The organism is Pseudomonas sp. MDT1-17, assembly GCF_054898105.1.
In genome coordinates, this window is sequence record NZ_JBUBVM010000001.1 from 3,917,905 (window position 1) to 3,939,761 (window position 21,857).

General features: G+C 58.4%; 20 protein-coding genes and 2 pseudogenes. 13 read left to right on the top strand and 9 right to left on the bottom strand.

What is annotated here, in order from left to right:
* The first annotated feature begins 14 nt into the window (after positions 1-14).
* The 6 genes from ACYZTX_RS18090 to fabI are packed head-to-tail and all read left to right on the top strand — an operon-like array spanning position 15 to position 8,211.
* Positions 15-1,847, top strand: a complete 1,833-nt coding sequence (locus ACYZTX_RS18090; protein ID WP_462035226.1) for an extracellular solute-binding protein — start codon at positions 15-17, stop codon at positions 1,845-1,847.
* Positions 1,844-3,685 carry an extracellular solute-binding protein gene (locus ACYZTX_RS18095; RefSeq protein ID WP_462035227.1) on the top strand — a complete coding sequence of 614 codons (1,842 nt, stop codon included), beginning with the start codon at positions 1,844-1,846 and terminating at the stop codon, positions 3,683-3,685. The genes ACYZTX_RS18090 and ACYZTX_RS18095 overlap by 4 nt, the downstream gene beginning before the upstream one ends.
* A gap of 3 nt (positions 3,686-3,688) precedes the next feature.
* Positions 3,689-4,762 carry a microcin C ABC transporter permease YejB gene (locus ACYZTX_RS18100; RefSeq protein WP_462035228.1) on the top strand — a complete coding sequence of 358 codons (1,074 nt, stop codon included), beginning with the start codon at positions 3,689-3,691 and terminating at the stop codon, positions 4,760-4,762.
* Between the two features lies 1 nt (position 4,763).
* Positions 4,764-5,783 (top strand): ABC transporter permease, encoded by a 1,020-nt coding sequence (locus ACYZTX_RS18105; protein WP_462035229.1) that lies wholly within the window; start codon positions 4,764-4,766, stop codon positions 5,781-5,783.
* Position 5,784: 1 nt separating this feature from the next.
* Entirely contained in the window at positions 5,785-7,392 is a 1,608-nt protein-coding gene (locus ACYZTX_RS18110) for an ABC transporter ATP-binding protein (protein ID WP_462035230.1), read from the top strand.
* A 24-nt stretch (positions 7,393-7,416) separates the two neighbouring features.
* Positions 7,417-8,211, top strand: coding sequence for an enoyl-ACP reductase FabI (gene fabI, locus ACYZTX_RS18115; RefSeq protein WP_008152082.1), 795 nt, complete (start codon positions 7,417-7,419; stop codon positions 8,209-8,211).
* Between the two features lie 172 nt (positions 8,212-8,383).
* On the opposite strand, the gene ACYZTX_RS18120 is transcribed toward fabI, so the two are convergent.
* Complete coding sequence (locus ACYZTX_RS18120) at positions 8,384-9,238, bottom strand: LysR family transcriptional regulator (protein WP_462035231.1); 855 nt, start codon at positions 9,236-9,238, stop codon at positions 8,384-8,386.
* 112 nt (positions 9,239-9,350) lie between these two features.
* On the opposite strand from ACYZTX_RS18120, the gene ACYZTX_RS18125 reads away from it, so the two are divergent.
* Positions 9,351-9,776: a VOC family protein gene (locus ACYZTX_RS18125; RefSeq protein WP_462035232.1), complete on the top strand. Its 426-nt coding sequence runs from the start codon at positions 9,351-9,353 to the stop codon at positions 9,774-9,776.
* On the opposite strand, the gene ACYZTX_RS18130 is transcribed toward ACYZTX_RS18125, so the two are convergent.
* From ACYZTX_RS18130 to ACYZTX_RS18155, 6 genes and pseudogenes are all read right to left on the bottom strand, one after another.
* The gene (locus ACYZTX_RS18130) at positions 9,745-10,344 is read right to left on the bottom strand and encodes a GGDEF domain-containing protein (protein ID WP_462035233.1); all 600 of its coding nucleotides are present in this window, start codon (positions 10,342-10,344) and stop codon (positions 9,745-9,747) included. The genes ACYZTX_RS18125 and ACYZTX_RS18130 overlap by 32 nt on opposite strands.
* Before the next feature lie 74 nt (positions 10,345-10,418).
* A complete protein-coding gene (locus tag ACYZTX_RS18135) occupies positions 10,419-10,997 on the bottom strand; it encodes a hypothetical protein (protein ID WP_462035234.1) in 579 nt (192 codons plus the stop codon).
* 1 nt (position 10,998) lies between these two features.
* Positions 10,999-13,167, bottom strand: coding sequence for a xanthine dehydrogenase family protein molybdopterin-binding subunit (locus ACYZTX_RS18140; protein WP_462035235.1), 2,169 nt, complete (start codon positions 13,165-13,167; stop codon positions 10,999-11,001).
* A gap of 25 nt (positions 13,168-13,192) precedes the next feature.
* Positions 13,193-13,648 (bottom strand): (2Fe-2S)-binding protein, encoded by a 456-nt coding sequence (locus tag ACYZTX_RS18145; protein ID WP_094467681.1) that lies wholly within the window; start codon positions 13,646-13,648, stop codon positions 13,193-13,195.
* A 521-nt stretch (positions 13,649-14,169) separates the two neighbouring features.
* Positions 14,170-15,228: an IS110 family RNA-guided transposase gene (locus ACYZTX_RS18150; RefSeq protein ID WP_462037001.1), complete on the bottom strand. Its 1,059-nt coding sequence runs from the start codon at positions 15,226-15,228 to the stop codon at positions 14,170-14,172.
* A 212-nt stretch (positions 15,229-15,440) separates the two neighbouring features.
* Positions 15,441-15,641: pseudogene (locus ACYZTX_RS18155) on the bottom strand (SDR family NAD(P)-dependent oxidoreductase); the annotation flags it as partial.
* 9 nt (positions 15,642-15,650) lie between these two features.
* On the opposite strand from ACYZTX_RS18155, the pseudogene ACYZTX_RS18160 reads away from it, so the two are divergent.
* Positions 15,651-16,131 (top strand): annotated as a pseudogene (locus ACYZTX_RS18160) (LysR substrate-binding domain-containing protein); the annotation flags it as partial.
* A 10-nt stretch (positions 16,132-16,141) separates the two neighbouring features.
* On the opposite strand, the gene ACYZTX_RS18165 reads toward ACYZTX_RS18160, so the two are convergent.
* Positions 16,142-16,390, bottom strand: a complete 249-nt coding sequence (locus tag ACYZTX_RS18165; protein ID WP_462035236.1) for a transmembrane sensor/regulator PpyR — start codon at positions 16,388-16,390, stop codon at positions 16,142-16,144.
* Positions 16,391-16,648: 258 nt separating this feature from the next.
* On the opposite strand from ACYZTX_RS18165, the gene ACYZTX_RS18170 reads away from it, so the two are divergent.
* Entirely contained in the window at positions 16,649-17,146 is a 498-nt protein-coding gene (locus tag ACYZTX_RS18170; protein WP_462035237.1) for a VOC family protein, read from the top strand.
* A 35-nt stretch (positions 17,147-17,181) separates the two neighbouring features.
* The gene (locus ACYZTX_RS18175; RefSeq protein ID WP_462035238.1) at positions 17,182-18,015 is read left to right on the top strand and encodes an AraC family ligand binding domain-containing protein; all 834 of its coding nucleotides are present in this window, start codon (positions 17,182-17,184) and stop codon (positions 18,013-18,015) included.
* Here ACYZTX_RS18175 and ACYZTX_RS18180 read toward each other — a convergent pair.
* Entirely contained in the window at positions 18,012-18,596 is a 585-nt protein-coding gene (locus ACYZTX_RS18180; protein WP_462035239.1) for a LysE family translocator, read from the bottom strand. The genes ACYZTX_RS18175 and ACYZTX_RS18180 overlap by 4 nt on opposite strands.
* Before the next feature lie 355 nt (positions 18,597-18,951).
* Here ACYZTX_RS18180 and ACYZTX_RS18185 point away from each other — a divergent pair, with 355 nt between their 5' ends.
* The 3 genes from ACYZTX_RS18185 (at position 18,952) to ACYZTX_RS18195 (ending at position 21,850) form a co-directional block, all read left to right on the top strand.
* Complete coding sequence (locus tag ACYZTX_RS18185; protein ID WP_462035240.1) at positions 18,952-19,761, top strand: glycosyltransferase; 810 nt, start codon at positions 18,952-18,954, stop codon at positions 19,759-19,761.
* A gap of 83 nt (positions 19,762-19,844) precedes the next feature.
* Positions 19,845-20,648, top strand: coding sequence for a 2OG-Fe(II) oxygenase (locus ACYZTX_RS18190; RefSeq protein ID WP_462035241.1), 804 nt, complete (start codon positions 19,845-19,847; stop codon positions 20,646-20,648).
* A gap of 119 nt (positions 20,649-20,767) precedes the next feature.
* Entirely contained in the window at positions 20,768-21,850 is a 1,083-nt protein-coding gene (locus tag ACYZTX_RS18195; protein ID WP_462035242.1) for a bifunctional transcriptional activator/DNA repair enzyme AdaA, read from the top strand.
* Positions 21,851-21,857: the final 7 nt, after the last annotated feature.

Here is a 21,857-nt window from a genome sequence, read left to right on the forward strand (position 1 = left end):
ATCGGATCCCTGACTTGAAGCGTCCCCTCCTCCTGCTCCTGATCAGCCTGGCCTTGAGCTCCCCCGCAAGCGCGACGATCAGCGAAAGCCATGGTTATGCGCAGTTCGGCACGCTCAAGTACCTGGCCAGATTTACCCACTTCGACTGGGTCAACCCGCAAGCGCCCAAGGGCGGTACATTGCGGGTGATGGCATTTGGCACCTTCGATACGCTCAATCCCTACACCTTCAAGGGCTCGAGTCCGGTTTCCACACCCAACTTCCTGCAGTACGGCATCAACGAGCTCAACGAACCGCTGATGGTCGGCACCGGGCAGTACGCACCGTCCGGCGATGAACCGACCTCCAACTATGGCCTGATCGCTAAATCCGTGGAATACAGCGAGGACCGCAGCTGGGTGGTGTTCAACCTGCGCCCCGAAGCACGTTTCCACGATGGCACGCCGATTACCGCCTATGACGTGGCGTTCTCCTACCGTTTGTTGCTCAAGGAAGGCCATCCGCAATACCGCACCAATCTTCAGGAAGTGTCGCGGGTCGACATCCTCAACCCGCAGCGCATTCGTTTCGTCTTCAAGCGCGCCGGCAATCCGTTGCTGATCCTGCGCCTGGGGGAATTACCGGTGCTGCCCCAGCATTACTGGAAAGATCGTGACTTCAAGGCCACCACCTTCGAACCGCCACTGGGCAGTGGACCGTATCGCATCACGTCGGTAGAGCCTGGGCGTCAGATCGTTTTCGAACGGGTCAAGAATTACTGGGGCAAAGACCTGCCGATCAATCGCGGCAAATACAATGTCGACCGCATGGAAGTCGAGTTCTACCGCGACAGCGACGTCGCCTTCGAAGCCTTCAAGGCCGGCGAATTTGACATCTATATCGAGCACCAGGCGAAGAACTGGGCCAACGGTTACCACTTCCCGGCGGTGCGACGCGGCGACGTCATCAAGGCGCAGATCGCGCATCAGATCCCGACCCAGAGCCAGGGCCTGTTCATGAACACCCGGCACCAGGCGCTCTCCGAGACCAAGGTCCGTGAAGCGCTGGGCCTGATGTTCGACTTCGAGTGGACCAATCGCACCCTGTTCAGCGGCGCTTACAAACGCGCCATGAGCTACTACCCCAACAGTGAGTTCTCCGCCACCGGCCTCCCGGTCGGCCATGAATGGCTGATGCTCAAGCCGTATCGCGAGCAATTGCCCGCCAAGCTCTTCACCGAGCCGTTCAGCCTGCCGCAGACCCAAGGGCGCGGCATTCCCCGGGAAACCATGCGCAAGGCCCTGGGCCTGCTCGCTGAGGCCGGCTGGAAGCTCAGCGGCCAGCACGTTCAGAATGCCGCTGGGCAACCGTTGCGATTGGAGATTCTGCTGGTCAATCCGAACCTGGAACGCATCCTTCAGCCTTACGTCGAAAACCTCGCCAGCATCGGCATCGACGCTCGGCTACGCACAGTCGATCGCGCCCAGTACAAGCAACGCCTTGATCAGTTCGATTTCGACATGATCCTGATGACCCTCAACCAGACGCTCAGTCCAGGCCTGGAACAATGGCAGTACTTCCATTCCAGCCAGGTCGGGGTCAAGGGCAGCAAAAACTACGCGGGCATCGCCAATCCGGTGGTCGACCATTTACTCGAACAATTGCTCGCCGCCCAGACCCGCGATGAACAGGTCGCCGCCGGCAAGGCCCTGGACCGGGTGTTGCTGTGGCAGCACTACATCATTCCCAACTGGTACCTCAATTATCACCGCCTGGCCTACCGCAACCGGTTCGCCTTCGTCACTACGCCGCCCTACACGTTGGGCCTGAGCGCGTGGTGGCTGAAATCTTCGGAGAAAGATCGATGAAACCCGTACGCGCCCTGCTCTTGCAGGCCAGCGGCCTGTTGTTCGCCGGGCTGGCCTGCGCCGCCCCGCAACATGCCCTGACCCTGTACAACGAGCCGCCGAAATACCCGGCCGACTTCAAACACTTCGATTACGTGAACCCCGACGCGCCCAAGGGCGGGATCTTCCGTCAGGCCGGTTTCGGCGGCTTTGACAGCCTCAATCCCTTCATCAGCAAAGGGGTCGCGGCCGACGACATCAGCATGATCTACGACACCCTGGCCAAACAGGGCCTGGATGAACCGTTCACCGAGTACGGCCTGGTCGCCGGCAAGATCGAAAAAGCCCCGGACAACAGCTGGGTGCGTTTCTACCTGCGCCCCGAAGCGCGCTTCCACGACGGGCATCCGATGCGCGCCGAGGACGTGGTGTTCAGCTTCCAGACCCTGATCAAGGACGGCGCGCCGCTGTACCGCGGTTACTACAGCGATGTCGAGGAAGTGGTCGCTGAAGATCCGCTGACTGTGTTGTTCAAGTTCAAACACAACAACAACCGTGAACTGCCGCTGATCCTCGGCCAGTTGCCGGTGCTGCCCAAGCATTGGTGGGCAACGCGTGATTTCAACAAGGGCAACCTGGAAATGCCACTGGGCAGCGGCCCGTACAAAGTCAGTGAAGTGAAGGCCGGGCGTTCGGTGCGCTATGAGCGGGTCAAGGATTACTGGGGCAAGGACCTGCCGGCCAACCGCGGCTTCTACAACTTCGACGTCATGACCACCGACTACTACCGCGACAACACTGTGGCCCTGGAAGCGCTCAAGGCAGGGCAGTTCGATTACTGGCTGGAAATGGCCGCGAAGAACTGGGCGAACGCCTACAACATTCCTGCCGTTACCGAGGGCCGGCTGATCAAGGAACAGATCCCGAACAGCAACCCGACCGGCATGCAAGGCTTTGTATTCAACCTGCGCCGCCCGGTGTTCCAGGACGTGCGCGTGCGTCAGGCCCTGACCCTGTTGCTGGACTTCGAATGGACTAACAAGCAGCTGTTCAACGGCGCCTACGTCCGCACCCGCAGTTATTTCGAAAACTCGGAAATGGCCGCCACTGGCCTGCCGGATGCCGATCAACTGGCGATCCTCGACCCGTTCCGCGGCAAGATCCCCGAGCAGGTGTTCAGCGAGGCGTTTCAGAACCCGGTGACCGACGCCAGCGGCATGATCCGCACCCAGCAGCGTAAAGCCTATCAACTGCTGCAAGAGGCGGGCTGGCGGATCGTCGATGACAAGATGGTCGACGCCACTGGCAAACCGGTGACTATCGAATTCCTGCTGGCCCAAACCGAATTCGAGCGGGTGCTGCTGCCGTTCAAGCGCAACCTCAGCGACCTGGGGGTTGACCTGGTGATCCGCCGGGTGGACGTCTCGCAGTACATCAACCGCGTTCGCTCCCGGGACTTCGACATGATCGTCGGCAGCTTCCCGCAGTCCAATTCACCGGGCAACGAACAGCGTGAATTCTGGATGTCCGCTGCCGCCGACAAACCCGGAAGCCGCAACTCCATGGGCCTGAAAGACCCGGTGGTGGACCAATTGGTCGAGCAACTGATCAACGCCGATTCGCGCAAAAGCCTGGTGGCTCACGCCCGTGCACTGGACCGCGTGCTGCAATGGGGCTATTACGTGATCCCCAATTGGCACATCAAGACCTGGCGCGTGGCTTATTGGAACCACATCGGTCACCCAAAAGTCTCGCCCAAGTACGACATCGGCATTAACACCTGGTGGGTCAAGCCCGATGCGAAACCTGCGGTAGAAGTCGAAACCAAACTGCAAGCCGACCCTGCGGGCACGGAGTAATAGATGCTGGCGTATATTTTTCGGCGACTGCTGCTGATCATCCCGACCTTGCTCGGCATTTTGCTGATCAACTTCGTGATCATCCAGGCCGCCCCCGGCGGGCCGGTGGAACAGATGATCGCCAAGCTCGAAGGCTTCGAAGGCGCCACCAGCCGCATCGCCGGCGGCGGTGCCGAAGTCTCGGTGGCCGGCTCCGCCTATCGCGGTGCCCAGGGCCTGGACCCGATGCTGGTCAAGGAAATCGAACACATGTACGGCTTCGATAAATCGGCGCCGGAACGCTTGTGGATCATGATCAAGAACTACGCCACCCTGGATTTCGGCGACAGCTTCTTCCGCGACGCCAAGGTCATCGACCTGATCAAGGAAAAGATGCCGGTGTCAATCTCGCTCGGGCTGTGGAGCACGCTGATCATGTACCTGGTGTCGATCCCGCTGGGGATCGCCAAGGCGACGCGGCACGGCAGCCACTTCGACGTATGGACCAGCTCGTTGATCATCGTTGGCTACGCGATCCCGGCGTTTCTGTTCGCGATCCTGCTGATCGTGGTGTTTGCCGGGGGCAGTTATTTGGACTGGTTCCCGCTCAGAGGGCTGACCTCCAACAACTTCGACGAATTGAGCATGGGCGGCAAGATTCTCGATTACTTCTGGCACCTCGCATTGCCCGTCACCGCACTGGTGATCGGCAACTTCGCGACCATGACGCTGCTGACCAAAAACAGCTTCCTCGACGAAATCAACAAGCAGTACGTGGTGACCGCCAAGGCCAAGGGCCTGACCCATCACCGCGTGCTCTACGGCCATGTATTCCGCAACGCCATGCTGCTGGTGATCGCGGGGTTCCCGTCAGCGTTTATTGGCATATTCTTCACCGGCTCGTTGCTGGTGGAAGTAATCTTTTCCCTCGACGGTCTCGGGCTGATGAGTTTTGAGGCCGCGATCAACCGCGATTATCCTGTGGTCTTCGGCACGTTGTTCATCTTCACCCTGTTGGGATTGGTGGTGAAACTCATCGGAGACCTCACGTACACCTTTGTCGATCCGCGCATCGACTTCGAAAGCCGGGAGCATTGAGATGAATCTCTCCCCTCTCAATCGCCGACGTTTCGAACTGTTCAAGGCCAACAAGCGTGGCTGGTGGTCGTTGTGGCTGTTTCTGCTGCTGTTTGGGCTGAGCCTCGGTGCCGAATTGATCGCCAACGACAAACCGCTGGTGGTGCACTACGACAACGGCTGGTACTTCCCGGCGCTCAAGCGTTACCCGGAAACTACCTTCGGCGGTGAATTCCCGCTGGAAGCCAACTACAAGAGCCCGTACATCCGCGAATTGCTCCAGGCCAAAGACGCCTGGGTGCTGTGGGCGCCGATTCCCTACAGCTACCAAAGTATCAACTACGACCTGAAAGTCCCGGCCCCGGCGCCACCTTCGACCGACAACCTGTTGGGTACTGACGATCAGGGTCGCGATGTGTTGGCCCGGGTCATTTACGGCTTCCGGATTTCGGTGCTGTTTGCGCTGACGCTGACCATTCTCAGTTCGATTATCGGTGTGATTGCCGGCGCCCTGCAGGGGTTCTATGGCGGCTGGGTCGACCTGGCCGGACAGCGTTTTCTGGAGATCTGGTCCGGGCTGCCGGTGCTGTATCTGCTGATCATTCTCGCCAGTTTCGTCCAGCCGAACTTCTGGTGGCTGCTGGGGATCATGCTGCTGTTCTCGTGGATGAGCCTGGTCGACGTCGTCCGCGCCGAATTCCTGCGCGGGCGCAATCTGGAATACGTGCGCGCCGCCCGGGCGTTGGGGATGCAGAATGGTGCGATCATGTTCCGCCACATCCTGCCCAACGCCATGGTCTCGACCATGACCTTTATGCCGTTCATCCTGACCGGCGCCATCGGCACCCTGACCGCTCTCGACTTTCTGGGCTTCGGTCTGCCGCCTGGCGCGCCGTCGCTGGGTGAACTGGTGGCCCAGGGCAAATCCAACCTGCAAGCGCCCTGGCTCGGTATGAGCGCGTTTGCGGTGCTGGCGTTGATGTTGAGTTTGCTGGTGTTCATCGGCGAGTCCGCTCGCGATGCCTTCGACCCGAGGAAGTGAAATGAATCAGGACAATCTGATCGAAGTGCGCGACCTGGCCGTCGAATTTATCGTCGGGGACCGCTGTCAGCGGGTCGTCGAAGGCGTGAGCTTCGATATCAAGCGTGGCGAAACCCTGGCGCTGGTGGGCGAAAGTGGTTCCGGCAAATCGGTGACCGCCCACTCGATCCTGCGGCTGCTGCCCTACCCGCTCGCCCGGCATCCGTCCGGGACCATCGAGTATTCCGGGCAAAACCTGCTGAGCCTGAAAGAGAAAACCATCCGCCACATCCGCGGCAACCGGATCGCGATGATCTTCCAGGAGCCGATGACCTCGCTCAATCCGCTGCACTCGATCGAGAAGCAGATCAACGAGGTGTTGAGCACCCACAAGGGCCTGATCGGCAAAGTCGCGACCAAGCGCACGCTGGAGTTGCTGGAAATGGTCGGCATCCCGGAGCCCGAAAAGCGCCTCAAGGCCCTGCCCCACGAATTGTCTGGCGGCCAGCGTCAGCGGGTGATGATTGCCATGGCCCTGGCCAACGAGCCGGAACTGCTGATCGCCGACGAACCGACCACCGCGCTGGACGTGACCGTCCAGCTGAAAATCCTCGAATTGCTCAAGGACTTACAGGCCCGACTGGGCATGGCGCTGCTACTGATCAGTCACGATTTGAACCTTGTGCGAAGAATTGCGCATCGCGTATGTGTCATGCAGCGCGGTTGCATCGTCGAACAGGCATCGTGCGAAGAGTTGTTCCGCGCGCCACAGCATCCGTACACTCGGGAACTGCTGGCAGCGGAGCCCAGCGGTAAACCGGCGACCAATGTGATTGGCCCGCCATTGCTGCAAGTCGAGGACCTGAAAGTCTGGTTCCCGATCAAGAAAGGCTTTCTGAAAAAAACCGTCGACCACATCAAAGCGGTGGACGGAATCAATTTCAGCCTGCCTCAAGGCCAGACCTTGGGGATTGTGGGAGAAAGCGGTTCCGGCAAGTCGACACTGGGTTTGGCGATTTTACGGCTGATCGGTAGCAAAGGCGCGATCCGTTTTGAAGGCAAGCAGCTAGACTGCCTGACGCAGCAACAGGTTCGGCCACTGCGTCGGGAGATGCAGGTGGTGTTTCAAGACCCGTTCGGCAGCCTGAGCCCACGGATGTGCGTGAGCCAGATCGTCGGCGAAGGCCTGCGGATCCACAAGATGGGCACCGAGGCGGAACAGGAACAAGCGATTATTGCGGCACTCAAGGAGGTAGGTCTGGACCCGGAAACCCGGCACCGCTACCCCCACGAATTTTCCGGTGGGCAACGGCAGAGAATCGCCATTGCCCGGGCATTAGTGCTAAAACCGGCGTTGATTCTGCTGGACGAGCCGACTTCGGCCCTCGACCGCACCGTGCAACGCCAAGTGGTGGAGCTGCTGCGTTCACTGCAAACCAAGTACAACCTGACGTATCTGTTTATCAGCCATGACCTGGCTGTCGTCAAGGCGCTGAGCCACCAGCTAATGGTGGTCAAGCAAGGCCAAGTGGTCGAACAGGGAGACGCGCAAAGTATTTTTGCGGCCCCCAAACATCCGTATACACAGCAGTTGCTGGAAGCCGCTTTCCTGGTTCCAGCCACTGCGTAATAACCTGAAAGAGAGGAGCAACACATGGGTTTTCTCGCCGGTAAGCGCGTACTGATCGTCGGTGTCGCCAGCAAGCTGTCCATCGCATCCGGCATCGCTGCCGCCATGCATCGCGAGGGCGCTGAGCTTGCCTTCACTTATCAGAACGACAAACTCAAGGGTCGTGTCGAAGAGTTCGCACAAAGCTGGGGTTCCAACCCTGACCTGTGCTTCCCGTGCGACGTGGCCAGCGATGAAGAAATCGCCAAGGTCTTCGTTGAGCTGGGCAAGAAGTGGGACGGCCTGGACTGCATCGTGCACTCCGTCGGCTTCGCCCCGGGCGACCAACTGGATGGCGACTTCACCGAAGCCACCACCCGTGAAGGTTTCCGCATCGCTCACGACATCAGCGCCTACAGCTTCGTGGCCCTGGCCAAAGCTGGCCGCGAAATGATGAAAGGCCGCAACGGCAGCCTGCTGACCCTGTCGTACCTGGGCGCCGAGCGCACCATGCCGAATTACAACGTGATGGGCATGGCCAAGGCCTCGCTGGAAGCAGGCGTTCGTTACCTGGCCGGCTCCCTGGGCCCGGACGGCACCCGCGTCAACTGCGTATCGGCCGGTCCGATCCGCACCCTCGCCGCTTCCGGCATCAAGAACTTCCGCAAGATGCTGGCCGCCAACGAAGCGCAAACCCCGCTGCGTCGCAACGTCACCATCGACGAAGTCGGCAACGCCGGCGCCTTCCTGTGCTCGGACCTGGCGTCCGGCATCAGCGGCGAAATCATGTACGTGGACGGTGGTTTCAACACCACGGCCATGGGCAGCCTCGAAGAGTAATCTTCGGTCAGCCACTAAAAAACCCGCCTCTTCAGGCGGGTTTTTTATGGGGGACGCGAAGTCAAAAGATCGCAGCCTTCGGCAGCTCCTACATTGACCGGTGTCACCCATGTTGGCGGATGAACACCAATCCCCTGTAGCTGCCGAAGGCTGCGATCTTTTGACGTTGACGTCAGACTAAACACTGCGCAAACAGCTGCTGGATCGGTTGCGTGCGCTGGCTATAGCGCTGCAACAGTACGATCTCCCGGTAGAACGTCAACTCTCCCAACGGGATGATCCTGACCTTCGCCCCATGCTCAAGCCAGAGCCCCGCCTCGGGTAGCAGCGACACTCCCAACCCGCATTCAACCATCTTCACGATGGCCTCCAGCTCATCCAGCTCCAAAGCCACCTGCACATCAATCTGCTGCTCACGCAAAAACCGCGTCACCAATCTTCCACCGAACGAATTGCGGTCGTAACGCACATGCGGGTGGCTCGCGAGGATCTGCAACGGCTCATCACCTTCAAGTTCCGCTGGCACGATCAATACAAAAGGCTCCTTGCGGATGACCTGCGCTGACAGTTCTTTGGGCAACTCGAACGGCGGCTTGATGAGGATCGCCAGATCCACCTCACCGGTGTCCACCTGACTTAACAGGTTCAGCGACACGCCGGGCACCAGTTTCGGTTCCAGCAACGGCGCCTGTTGCCTCAGTCGAAGCAACGCCTGGGGCAGCAGTCCGGTCTGGGCCGTGGCCACCGCACCGATTTTCAACTCGCCGCGATACTCACTGACATCATCGCTGACCGCCATGCGGCTGAAGGTTTCCAGCATTTCCCTGGCCATCGGCAATGCGCGCTGGCCCGCAGCATTGAGCAGCGCCTGGCGTCCGGTGCGGTCGAACAAACGAATACCCAGGGCCTGTTCCAGATTGCGGATCTGCGCACTGACAGCCGATTGGGTCAGGCCGATGTGCATCCCGGCCGCGGCAAACGTGCCGTAGCGCGTCACCGCAATAAAGGTTTTCAGTTCCCGCAGCATGGCGTTCTCGATTGATCGAAATATTTTGAGCTCGATGCAAAAATTATCGTCTTTTAATCAAAAAGCACAGAGCTAAACTCAGTCTGAATCCATACAGTCGAGGCACATTCCGATGCAACTCTCCCCTTTTCACTTGGCCATCCCGGTTTACGACCTGAGCGCCGCGCGGAATTTTTATGGCGAAGTGTTCGGCCTGGAAGAAGGTCGCTCGAGCGATCATTGGGTCGATTTCAATTTTTTCGGCCATCAGCTGGTCATTCACCTCGCACCGAAAAACGCGTCTCAAGAAGCCGCGCACACCAATGCTGTCGACGGTCATGATGTGCCGGTGCCGCATTTCGGTGTGGTATTGGGGATGGAGCAATGGGAAGCGCTGGCCGAGCGATTGAAATCCCTGGGAACCCGATTCGTGATCGAACCGGGCATTCGCTTTCAGGGATTGGTGGGTGAGCAAGCGACGATGTTTCTCTTCGATCCGTGCGGCAACGCGCTTGAGTTCAAGGCATTCAAAGATGTGGGCCAGTTGTTTGCCAAGTGAACGCATCGGCCTGCGCCAACAACTCCTCAATCGAGCCGGGAAGTTGAGGGTTGCACTCGATTTGCCCGATGCTGAAGCGGATGTCATAACCGCGGTGCACCGTGGCATTGCGCTCTTCGAGTATTTCTTCGAGCCGCGCCTTGATAGTGAGTATTTCCACAAAGCTTGAGCCCGTCAGCAATGCGACGAAAGTGTCGTTACCCAGTCGGCCGATCACATCGCTCTCGCGAAAGGCAATTCGCAGCATATCAGCGAAGGTTTTCAGGGCTTTGTCGCCCTCGGCACGCCCATAGAGATAATTGATGTGCTTGAAGCCATCTATATTGAAGAGCAGTAGCGTCGCTGGCTTTTCCAGCTGCTGGCAGGCATCCAGCCCTTGTTGGGCCAGCGCTGTAAAACCGTGTCGATTGGAGAGCAGCGTCAACTCATCCATGCTCGCCATCTGCACGCCCATCAGCTCCTCCTCGGCCTTGCGGGCCAGGTCACGCAGGAGTTCGCGCCCCTGCAGTGGTGTGCGTAACAGGTCGGCACAAGCGCCTGGTTTTACCGGTTTGCCTGGGATCAGCATTACTCACTCCATGGGCGGGTATATTTCTTAGAGTCGTCCATACCCGTTTTGACTCCCTGTTAACGGACCGTCGGTCAACTACCCAGTACCGGACACGGCCCTCCAGCGTCTGCCCAGCGCTTGAACTGGGTGACAAAAATGTCGTGCGGCACCGGCACCGGCGCCCTTCCCTGACCGGGATTCCAGCCCCAAAGCACCAATTTGTCGTCGCTGACGTGCTTGATCAGCGCGGCGAAATCGCGGTCGCCGTTGCTGGAGCGGTCTTTGATCATTGCGCACAACTTATCGGCCGGCAGCCCGATCCAGGCCATTTTGTGCGCGGCTGGCGGCAGGCTCCAGTGCGGTGCTCCCGGTGGGGTGTTAGCGCCATAACTGGCCGGTGGATTACTGTCAGCGTGGCATGTTGCGCAGGGCAAACCTGCCGCACCCTTGCCGTCCATGCCCCGCACGACGTTCATCGCGTGGGGAATCCCGGCGTCGAACTGCAACGGCGAATCGCCGGGGATATGGCAGTTCTGGCAACGCGGGCTCTGAAAGACCTTTTGCACCGTCTCGAACGCCTTGATGGCTTCCTTATCGTCAGCGAACAGCTCCTCGGCATAACCGGCCAGACCGACCAACACCACCGCGCCAAGAATCAGATGTCGTCTCATCTCACACCCCCGACAGTTGCAGCGGCAGTTCGCGCAAGCGCTGCCCGGTCAGGGCGAACACCGCGTTGGCCACTGCTGGCGCCGTGGGCGGCACACCGGCCTCGCCGATACCGCCGGGTTTGTCGCTGCTGGGCACGATATGCACTTCGACCACCGGCATTTCGTTCAGCCGCAGCACCTGATAATCGTGATAATTGGACTGCACCACTTGCCCGTTCTTGAAGGTCAGTTTGCTGTGCAAGGTAAATCCGAGACCGAAGGTGATGGCCGATTCCATTTGCGCCGCGATGCTCATCGGGTTGACCGCAATGCCGCAGTCCACCGCGCACACCACCCGATGCACGCGGATCGCCAGGTTGTCCTCGGATACCTCGGCCACTTGGGCAACGTAACTGCCGAAGGACTCATGCACCGCGACACCCAACGCATGACCGTTCGGCAGCGAGGCCTTCCAATCGGCTTTCTCGACGGCCAGGTTCAGCACGCCAAGGTGCCGTGGATGGTCCTTGAGCAAGGTTCGCCGGTATTCGACCGGATCCTTGCCGGCAGCCGTGGCCAGTTCGTCGATCAGCGACTCCATCACAAACGCGGTGTGGGTGTGCCCTACCGAACGTAGCCATAGCACGCTGATGCCGGTTTGCGGAGAATGCAGTTCAACCTGGTGATTCGCCAACCCCTTAAGGTAAGGACTGTCAGCGACCCCTTCGACCGAGGTCTTGTCGACGCCATTTTTGACCATGGTCGCCTCGAATGACGTGCCGGCCATGATCGACTGCCCGACCAGCACATGCTTCCATGCGAACGGTATGCCGCCGGCATCGAGGCCGATGCGCGCCTGATGGAGGAACGCCGAACGGTAGTACCCGCCGCGAATGTCATCCTCCCGGGACCAGACGGTTTTCACCGGCTCGCGCGCTGCCTTGGCGACTTCCACCGCTTCAGCGACAAAATCCGAGGTCGGGTTGGCCCGGCGCCCGAAACCGCCACCCAGAAACTCGGTATGAATCTCCACCTGCTCGGGTTTGAGCCCGGTGATTTTCCCGGCGATCATTTGATCCAGCGTCTGGAACTGGGTGCCGGTCCAGATTTCGCATTTATCCTGGGTGATTTTCACCGTGCAGTTGAGTGGCTCCATCGGTGCGTGGGCCAGGTACGGCACGCTGTACTCGACATCGAGGGTCTTCGCGGCCTTACCCAAGTTAGCCGCGACATCACCGGCCTGACTGGCCGACATGCCAGGAGTGGCGGCGAGTTTGCGGAAGCTTTCCAGCAGCTGCTGACTGTCGAGTCCGGTGTTCGGCCCCAGATCCCAATCGATCTTCAACGCATCACGCCCAAGCTTCGCCGCCCAGTAATGATCGGCAATCACCGCGACGCCGGTGGGCACCTGCACGACTTTGTGCACGCCCGGTATCGCCAGCGCTTCGGCGCCTTCGAAGGATTTGACGCTGCCGCCGAACACCGGTGAACGCGCGACCATGGCGGTCATTAGCCCGTCGAATTGCACGTCCATGCCGAACTTGGCGCGACCGGTGATTTTCTCCGGTGTATCCAGGCGCTTGGTCGGTTTGCCGATGAGTGTCCAGTCTTTAGATTCCTTTAGCTTGATCGACGCCGGGTCCGGCACCGGTAGCTTGCCGGCTTCATCAGCCAGTTCGCCATAGGTGGCGCGGTTGTCGCCAGCGATGACCACACCCGATTCGGTGCGAATCCCGGAAGGTGCGACGTTGAAGCGTTTAGCCGCCGCGTCGATCAACATCAAACGCGCGGCTGCACCGGCCTGACGGTAGCGGTCGAATTCCATCCAGGTCGAGGTCGAACCGCCGGTAATCTGCATCCCGCCAAATCCGGCCAGGCCATACTCGGCTGCCGAGGCCGGTGAATGTTCGACACGGATCTTCGACCAGTCGGCGTCCAGTTCTTCGGCGATCAACATGGTCAAGCCGGTCCAGATGCCCTGGCCCATTTCCGAATGGCCAAGCAGTACGGTGACGCTGTTGTCGTTGCCGATCCGTAAAAACGCATTGGGTGCGAAAACATTGCCCTGATTCTCGGCGCCGATGGCAAAACGGTGGGCACCGGGGATGACAAATGCCACCACCAGACCTCCGCCGAGCAACGCACTTCCCTTGAGAAAACCACGGCGCGACAGAGGATTGAGGCTGTTCATTGTTCAGACTCCCGTCAACGTGGCATCAACCGATCTCGGCGGCGCGTTTGACCGCGGCACGGATTCGTGGGTAGGTGCCGCAGCGGCAGATATTGCCGGACAGCGCCTGATCGATGTCGCTGTCGGTGGGTTGAGGAATCTTGGCCAGCAAGGCCGCCGCCGACATGATCTGCCCGGATTGGCAGTAACCGCACTGGACCACATCGAGTTCGGCCCAGGCTTGTTGCACCGGGTGTGAACCGTCGGTGGACAGGCCTTCGATGGTGAGGATTTTTTGCCCATGGGCCACGGCCGTGGCGGGGGTAATACAGGAGCGCAGCGGCGCGCCGTCGACATGCACGGTGCAGGCCCCGCACTGGGCCATGCCGCAACCGAATTTGGTGCCGGTCAGGTGCGCGACATCGCGCAGGACCCACAGTAGTGGCATGTCCGCGGGGACATCCAGCTCCTGATCCTTGCCATTGATGTTGAGGGTCAGCATTGCGAATCTCCTCAGACTCACGGTGACGCCTGATTTTTTGAGTCGGCGTTATCCTTTCAGCTAAGCGCAATTTGCCCCGCAGGACAGGTTCATCGACCACCGGTCACACAAAGGCCGAGCTCTTTGTAGCAGCTGCCGAGCCCGCGAGGCTGCGCCCGGCGACGAAGTCGTCGTGAAGTCAGCCCCCGCGGTGCGCCAAGGAAATCGCGTTCGCAGGGTTACGACGACTTCGTCGCCGGACGCAGCCTCGCAGGCTCGGCAGCTGCTATGTATGGACTCGCCCCCACTGTCTACCCGCTTTTGAAAAAACCGTCGCCCCGTTGCATCTATGTATTAGGCCTATTCGTGGAAGCCGTCTTCGGCTTCTGGCCAAAATTGGAAGAGCTCGTGGTATGCCGATTACAGTCAGGCCTCGAAGGCCAGTAGCAGCTAAGGCATCAATCCACGCCGGTCTTACCTGGGGTCAATTTTCTTCAGCAAAGGGTCGGACAGTCAGTACCTCGGTGGCAGAACTCTGTCGCTCAGTGGCTTATCGTCGCTTGCTGGCCATCACCAGCGTGGCGACGATAAGTCTGGTCATTCTGTAGAAGCACCCAGACGATTCGCAGGTTGCGGTTGGCTAGCCTGATCGCAGCCTCCTTACGACCCAGCCGGCTCACCCAGCGCAACAAGCGGCGGTCATCGGGTTGCTGGGAATCAGGTCGTAGTTGTTGCAGCACCGCATGGGCTCCCTGGATCATCAGGCTGCGTAAATAAACATCACCTCGCTTGGTCATGTCCCCCAGCCGGACCGTCTGCCCGCTGCTGTGCTGGTCAGGCACCATGCCAAAGTACGCGGCAAACTTGCGGGCATTGGGAAATCGCTCAGGTTTGGTTTCCTTGGCCACCAGTGCCGTGGCAGTGACTGGGCCGATGCCGCGCACAGTCATCAGTCGCTTCGCCGTCATGTCGGCGTTGGCGGCCACTTCCAGGCGTCCCGTCAGCACGCTGATGCGCTCGCCCAAATGGCGCCACTCGGCCAACAGTTCGTCGATCAGTTCACGCAGCAGGCCAGGCACCGGCTGGGTAGCATCTTCCAGTACCCGCGGAATTTTCTGGCTGATCGCAACATCGCCCTGCGCCAAGGCCACGCCGTGCTCGAGCAGCAGGCCGCGCATCTGATTACTTACCGCCGTGCGTCGACGCACATAGCCCTGACGGGCGCGATGCAGCGCCTGCATTGCCAGCGCCGCAACGCTTTTGACCGGTACTGCGCATATCTTTTCATCGCGACCAGCCCGCAGAATCGCCAGCGCATCGTTGCGATCATTTTTAGGCCCGCTGCGGTGTGTGGCCACCAAACCGGCTGGAAGAATGCGCGCCAAATTGCCTTGGTCTTGCAGCTGCCGGGCCCAGGCTTGAGCGCCCGGACCGGTCTCCATCAAAACCACGACATGAGGCGGTAACTGTTGGAGAAACTCATAAAACGCCTCACGCGACTTGATCCGCTGCTCATAGCGCACCTGGCCGAGGACATCTTCACCGGCGACCTGAAAGACCTGCTTGGCCAGATCGACCGCCAAAGTTGTGCAGGCCGACAAATCGGAAGAAGACAGGGATTGATCAATCGAACTATGATTTTTCATGGACTCGCCCTCGCTGTCGTTGGCTGTTTAGACTGCCACCGTGGCGCATTGACGCCTCGGCTTGGGCGAGTCCATCCAATTACGGACCGTGTTGAGACTCAGAATTCGGTGGACACCGACAGCTCACGCCAAATCTGCAACTCATCGGCGACCAAGGTGTTCTTGGCTTCGATCGCCGCGACACAGCCAACACCCTGGGCTTCGTTGGTCACATCAAGGGTGGTTGCCAGCAAGCCTGGCTGCTCGCCAAATCGCTGGGTGATGCTGCTGGCGTCACGGGCGGTGGCTACCACGGCGTCGCCATTGGCCAGCGCGGCGGCAGCGATCTTTGCGCCGATACCGCGAGAAGCGCCAGTGATGAGCACAATAGCTTCACCCTGGCTCTGGGAGAGTCGATTGAAAAAGACATGATCGCGGTGCGCCTGACACCTGACCTGCAATGGTCAGTGTGGTGGGCTCCGCGGAGTACTTCGCCAAGGCGGGCAAACCGGTCATCCCGGAAGACCTGACCCGGCATGAATGCATCGGCTTTCGCTTCTCGACCTCAGGCAGCGCCCAGCGTTGGCAATTTCGCCGCGAAGGTCGGGACTTCACCGTGGGCGTCGACGGCGGCGTGATCGTCCATGACCGCAGGCTGTTGATGGCGGCGGCTCGCAGCGGTTCGGGCCTGGCGTATGCCTGTGATCATTGCCGACGAGTTGGCGGACGGACGGCTGGAACGGGTGCTGCAGCCCTTTGTGCCCCTCAGCTCGGCGTTGTTCCTGTACTTTCCCAGCCGCACTCAGACACAGCCTGCGGGCCTTTATCGATTTGGCCACCCGGTGGATCGCCGAAAAGGGTGCGTTGGGCCGTCGCTGACCCGCTACCTTCAGGCCACAGCGCCGACCAGACCTTTACCCAGCCGATGTTGCGCCAGCAGACGCATCACATAGCCGATTTTGAGCAAGGTTGGCCCGATGATGGTCATCGCATGCATCGACACCAGCACCACGATCGGCAAATGACCGTCGTAGAGGTAAGCGCCATAGATGCCCGCCACCAGCAGCGCGAGACCGGCGCCGAGTACCCGGCTCGACAGCTGCAGAACGTTCTGGGGATTGCTGAAGAACTCGAACATTTTCTCTACTCCTGAATCAGATCAGTTGTACGTAGGATGTATCAAGTCTCGTGCCAGCTTAAAAAGCCATAGAAATCAAACTATTGAAAAATTACAAGTCAATATGACCACATTCAAAAGTTGTCATATCGACACTATGAAAAGTCATTACGACTACATTTGAGTGTTTCTAACTTGTCGATCTACGGTACGGCTAGACGACCCGAGGCTGACTACGCTGAACAGTCCAGCCTGAGTAATCCGTAGAGGAGCTACGCCATGCACCGCGTTCAAAAACTGACCCCCTGCCTCTGGTTCGACAATCAGGCCGAAGAGGCCGCGAAGTTCTACTGTTCGATCTTCGATCATTCGAAAATCACCGCCATTACTCACTACGGCAAAGCCGGTCAGGAGGTTCATGGCAAGCTTGAAGGCTCGGTGTTGACGGTCAGTTTCGAACTCGACGGACAGCCTATGACGGGACTCAATGGCGGCCCTGATTTCAAGTTCAGCGAAGCGATTTCATTTCAGGTCAATTGCCAGACCCAGGACGAAGTCGACCATTTCTGGGGGGCGCTGTCCGCCCATCCACAGAACGAGCAGTGCGGTTGGCTCAAGGACAAATTCGGCTTGTCCTGGCAGATCGTGCCGGTCGCCATGATGGACATGTTGAAAGACCCTGACACGACAAAATCCCAGCGCGCCATGCAAGCCATGATGCAGATGAAAAAACTCGACATCGCCACCTTGCAGCGGGCCTTTAACGGCGAGAGCTAATACACTCCGGTTCTGACCTGCCGAGGACGCTGACCATGAAGCCCGCCGTTGCCAAAGACGCTGACAAAGCCCCGCGCTTCTGGCGCGACGACGCCCTGCCCTTCATCGAAGCCCGTTCCATCGCCGACGGCCGCGAGGTCTGTTACACCCGGCATTCTCACGAGCATTTTTCCATCGGTGCGATCACGGCCGGGCGCAGCACCTATCTCCACGAGCAATCGCAATTTCAGGTCAGTGCCGGCACCGTGGTGCTGATGAATCCCGGTGATGTCCACGCCTGCAATCCCATCGATGACCAACCGTGGTCGTACCTGATGCTGTACGTCGAGACACCCTGGCTGACCGATTTACAGCATCAGCTCGGCTTCAACCAGGACTGGGCGTTTCGCCGGTTTTCCATCACCCACACGCACAACAGCGACCTGTTTGCCAGCTTGAAAGGTTTGTACGACGTGCTGGTCGATGCGCAGCAAGACGTGCTGCGCAAGCAAAGCGCGGCCGTGGAGTTTTTCACCGACCTGCAGCAGCGGCTTAATCCGGTCGATCAACCGCTGCGAGAGCCCAATTTCAAACTGGAACGGGCGGCCGATTACATTCGCGACAACTGCACGCAACTGCTCAAGCTTGAAGCTATTTGCGAGGCTGCTCAGCTATCGCCGTCCTACCTGATCCGAGCGTTCAAGCAGCATTACGGCATGACGCCCCACGCCTTTCTGGTCAACCGGCGCATCCAGTTCGCCCGCGATCAACTGCGCCGCGGCAAGCTGATCGCCGATGTGGCGCTCGAAGCGGGGTTTGCTGATCAGGCGCATTTCCAGCGTGCGTTCAAACAGCATCTGGCGGCGACACCGGGGCAGTATCGCGGCTAAAACAACAGGTACACCGCGCTCGCCGCCAGTAGCGACGCCATGCTCCGATTGAACAGGCGCATACCCGCCGGGTTATTCAAATAGCCGCGCAAAAAGGTCCCGGCATAGGCCCAGCAACCGACGGACAGGTAGCAGATCACCAGATACACCGCCGCAAACTGCCAGACCAGGCGCGCTTCGCCATCCCCTACAAAAGCGCCCATGCCTGCCACACAGGCCAACCAGGCTTTCGGGTTGAGCCACTGCATGACGGCGCCGTACAACATTGACGGCGCCCGGCCCGATTCCTTCGCATCGAGATGGCCCTTGTCCGCAGCCAACTTGAAGGCCATGTACAACAGGAACGCCACTCCCGCCCATTGCACCACCTGCGTCAGTGCTGGCCATAACCGCAACAACTCGTGCAGCCCCAACCCCATCAGCACCAATAACACGACAAAGCCCAGCGTCGCACCGGCCACATGCCGTTGACTGGCACGAAAACCAAACCGTGCCCCTGAACTCAGCGCAACAATATTCACCGGTCCCGGCGTTATCGAAGCGACCAATGCAAACGCCGCCATGGAGAACATCAGACTCATCACAGACCTTCTTCAATTCAGTTGAACGAGGCCTCACGGTAAAGAGCGGCCCGATGGCTGTATTGAAGAAAACACCCCTCGCCTGCCCGCGACCGCCCAAAAAGCTCACCTGACGAGTCTTCTGATGTAACGAAATAATTCGCGGATATTTACCTCTAGAGCAGATCCTTATACGATGAAGTCCGCATCTACCGCTCTCCATCAAGTCTGAGTAGGCTATGGTTATTCAGTGCATGACAAAGCGACTTAACAATTGAGCTCTATCATCACGAAAAATTTTGTGTGGACTAATAAACGAAAGCTGTATAAATGTTCAATTTTTTACAACTACAAAACACCATTGAGTACCTGAACAATGAACAGCACTGGTTTTCCGTCTGAAAGCGCCAAAGCCTTTAGCATAGTGATAGTAAATTACAAGACACCAGAAATTACCAAGATATGCTTAGACTTATTGCACCAGCACGTGGGCAGCAACAGCATCCCGATATGGGTAGTTGATAACTATTCCGCCGATGAAAGCACTGAGTACTTACGATCACTTGACTGGATCAATTTAATAGAGCGTTCTGTTTCAGAACCAGAGCCGGGCCATATCGCGCATGGCAAAGCACTTGACCTGGTTTTGGAGCGAATTGAAACTGATTATTTATTCCTATTGCACACTGACACCTTTATTTTCGATAAAAATGTTTTCCCAATGATGCTGAATAAATGCATCAACAACCCAAAAATCGTAGCCGTCGGTTGTGTAGAGCAACTAAATCGTGGCACCACTAGAACGCTTTGGCGCTTTAGCTCACGACTATTCAAACACCATTTCAGACGTTTGAAAATTTCCGCGGGGTTACGTTCAAGAGAACCAAAACCGTACAAAGAAGTTTACTTGAAGAGCTTCTGTACATTGTGGAACTGCAAACTTATCAAACAGCACAACATGCACTTTTCGATGGATGATCGCGTGCCTGGCTATACCCTCCAAGACCGCATGACCGAGCTGGGTTATGTCGTTGAATTGTTATCACCGCGTAAAATTTTCAGCTATCTGGATCATATCCAGTCCGGCACTGTAGCAGCGGCTGGCGGTTATGAAAAGACTCATAGACGAACCAAGATGTACAACAACATCCTGAAGCGCCTGAACCATGAAGACAGCAAAGTTTAAGCGATAAAGACACGCAACGAACACTGCGTTAGGCGCTGTTTGAAGTCACCCATAAGTCTTAATATTAAGTTGTTGGAGCGGTAATGACACCCATCACTCAAGCATTGCCTATCACCCTCTCCCCGGAGCTTGATTTCGACCAGAACGCCGCCAGCGCCTTTGGTGACTCATTGGCCAGTCGCTATATTCAGGCGACACCATTTCCGCACATAGTCATCGATAACTTCTTACATGAAGACCTGATTGCAAGTATCTGTTCGCACTTCCCAGTCGAACCGACCCACAACGAAATGCTCTATGAGCGAGGCTATAAAGGTCAACGAAAACGTCAAATCAGTCCCAACGAATGCGCCCCCTATTTGAAGACTGTTTTCAACGCCTTTAACTCGGCCCCCATGTTGCAGTTTCTTGAAAAGCTCACAGGCATCGAAGGTTTGATTCCCGACCCCTACTTTACAGGTGGCGGCCTGCATGAAACGAAAAGTGGTGGTTTCCTGGGGGTACACTCGGACTTCAGGCTCAACAAGAAACTTAATGTTGAGCGCAGACTGAATATCATCATTTATCTGAATGAAGACTGGCAAGAGGAATACGGCGGCAACCTGGAACTTTGGGATGTCGACATGAAGACCTGTCTTAAGAAAGTCCTGCCTGTTTACAATCGCTGTGTCATTTTCAACACGGACAAAGACAGCAATCATGGGCACCCAGAGCCTTTAACGACTCCGGAGCACATCACGCGCAGGTCTATAGCGCTTTACTACTACACCGCAGGAACCCTGGCGATCGATCCTGCACAACGAAACAAAACCCACTACAAGCCAAGGCCCAAGGATCGTTTAAGCCTCAAGTACTACATGAGTAAACTCATCAGGAAGAAAAACTAAACTGTAGAGCCAGACGAGGCGCAGCGGGCCTGGAGTGTAGGCCGCCCAGCTGGACGGCCTACGAATTCTCTGTCGATTTTCCGGTGGAGGCGATAGGCAGCGCGCCTTATGCTCACCCCATGAACCTACAAAACGCTTTGCTTCCGCCCCACGCCGAGATGGTTCGCGCCATGCTCGAACGAGACACCGCCTACGAGGGGGTGTTCTTTACCGCGGTCAAAACCACCGGCATTTTTTGCCGTCCCAGCTGCACGGCGCGCAAGCCGAAACCGGAGAACGTCGAGTTCTTCGCCCATGCCGATGAGTGCATGTCGGCCGGCTACCGCGCCTGTCTGCGCTGCAAGCCGCTGGACGCGGCGGCCATCGCGCCGGACTGGGTGCAGCGGCTGCTGAAATCGGTAGACGCCGATCCCGACCAGCGCTGGACCGATGCCCAGTTGCTGGCCGAGGGCATCGAGCCACTGAAGTTGCGACGTTGGTTCAAGCAGCATTTCGGCATGACCTTTCACGCCTGGCTGCGCACTCGACGCCTCGGCCTGGCGTTGGGCGGGATCAAACAGGGCGACTCCATCGACAACGCAGCGTTCGACTCGGGCTACGAGTCCCTGAGCGGGTTTCGCGATGCGTTTCAAAAGTCCTTCCACATCACACCCGGCCGCACCGCCAACAGCGAGCCGCTGCTGTTCACTCGCCTGACCACACCGCTGGGGCCGATGATCGCCATGGCCGAACGACGCGGGCTGGTGCTGCTGGAGTTTCTTGATCGGCCAGCGCTGACCAAGGAAGTCGAAGAATTGCAGAACCGCTATGGCTATGCGGTCGCGCCGGGACATAACGGGCATTTGCAGCAGATTGAAGCCGAGCTGACGCAGTACTTCGCCGGCAAACTGACCGACTTCACCGTTCCCTTGCACTTGCCCGGCAGCGATTTCGCCCGGCAGGTCTGGGCCGAATTGGCGAAGATTCCGTACGGCCAGACCAGCACCTATGGCGCTATCGCGGCGTTATTGGGCAAACCCGGTGCCAGTCGCGCCGTGGGCCTGGCGAACGGGCATAACCGTCTTTCGATTGTCTTGCCCTGCCACCGGGTGATCGGTGCGGACGGCTCGCTGACCGGCTATGGTGGAGGACAACCGCGCAAGGCGTTCTTGTTAAGGCTGGAAAAAGCGGCGGTGCAGATCACGCAACAACTCGCATTCTGATCACTCG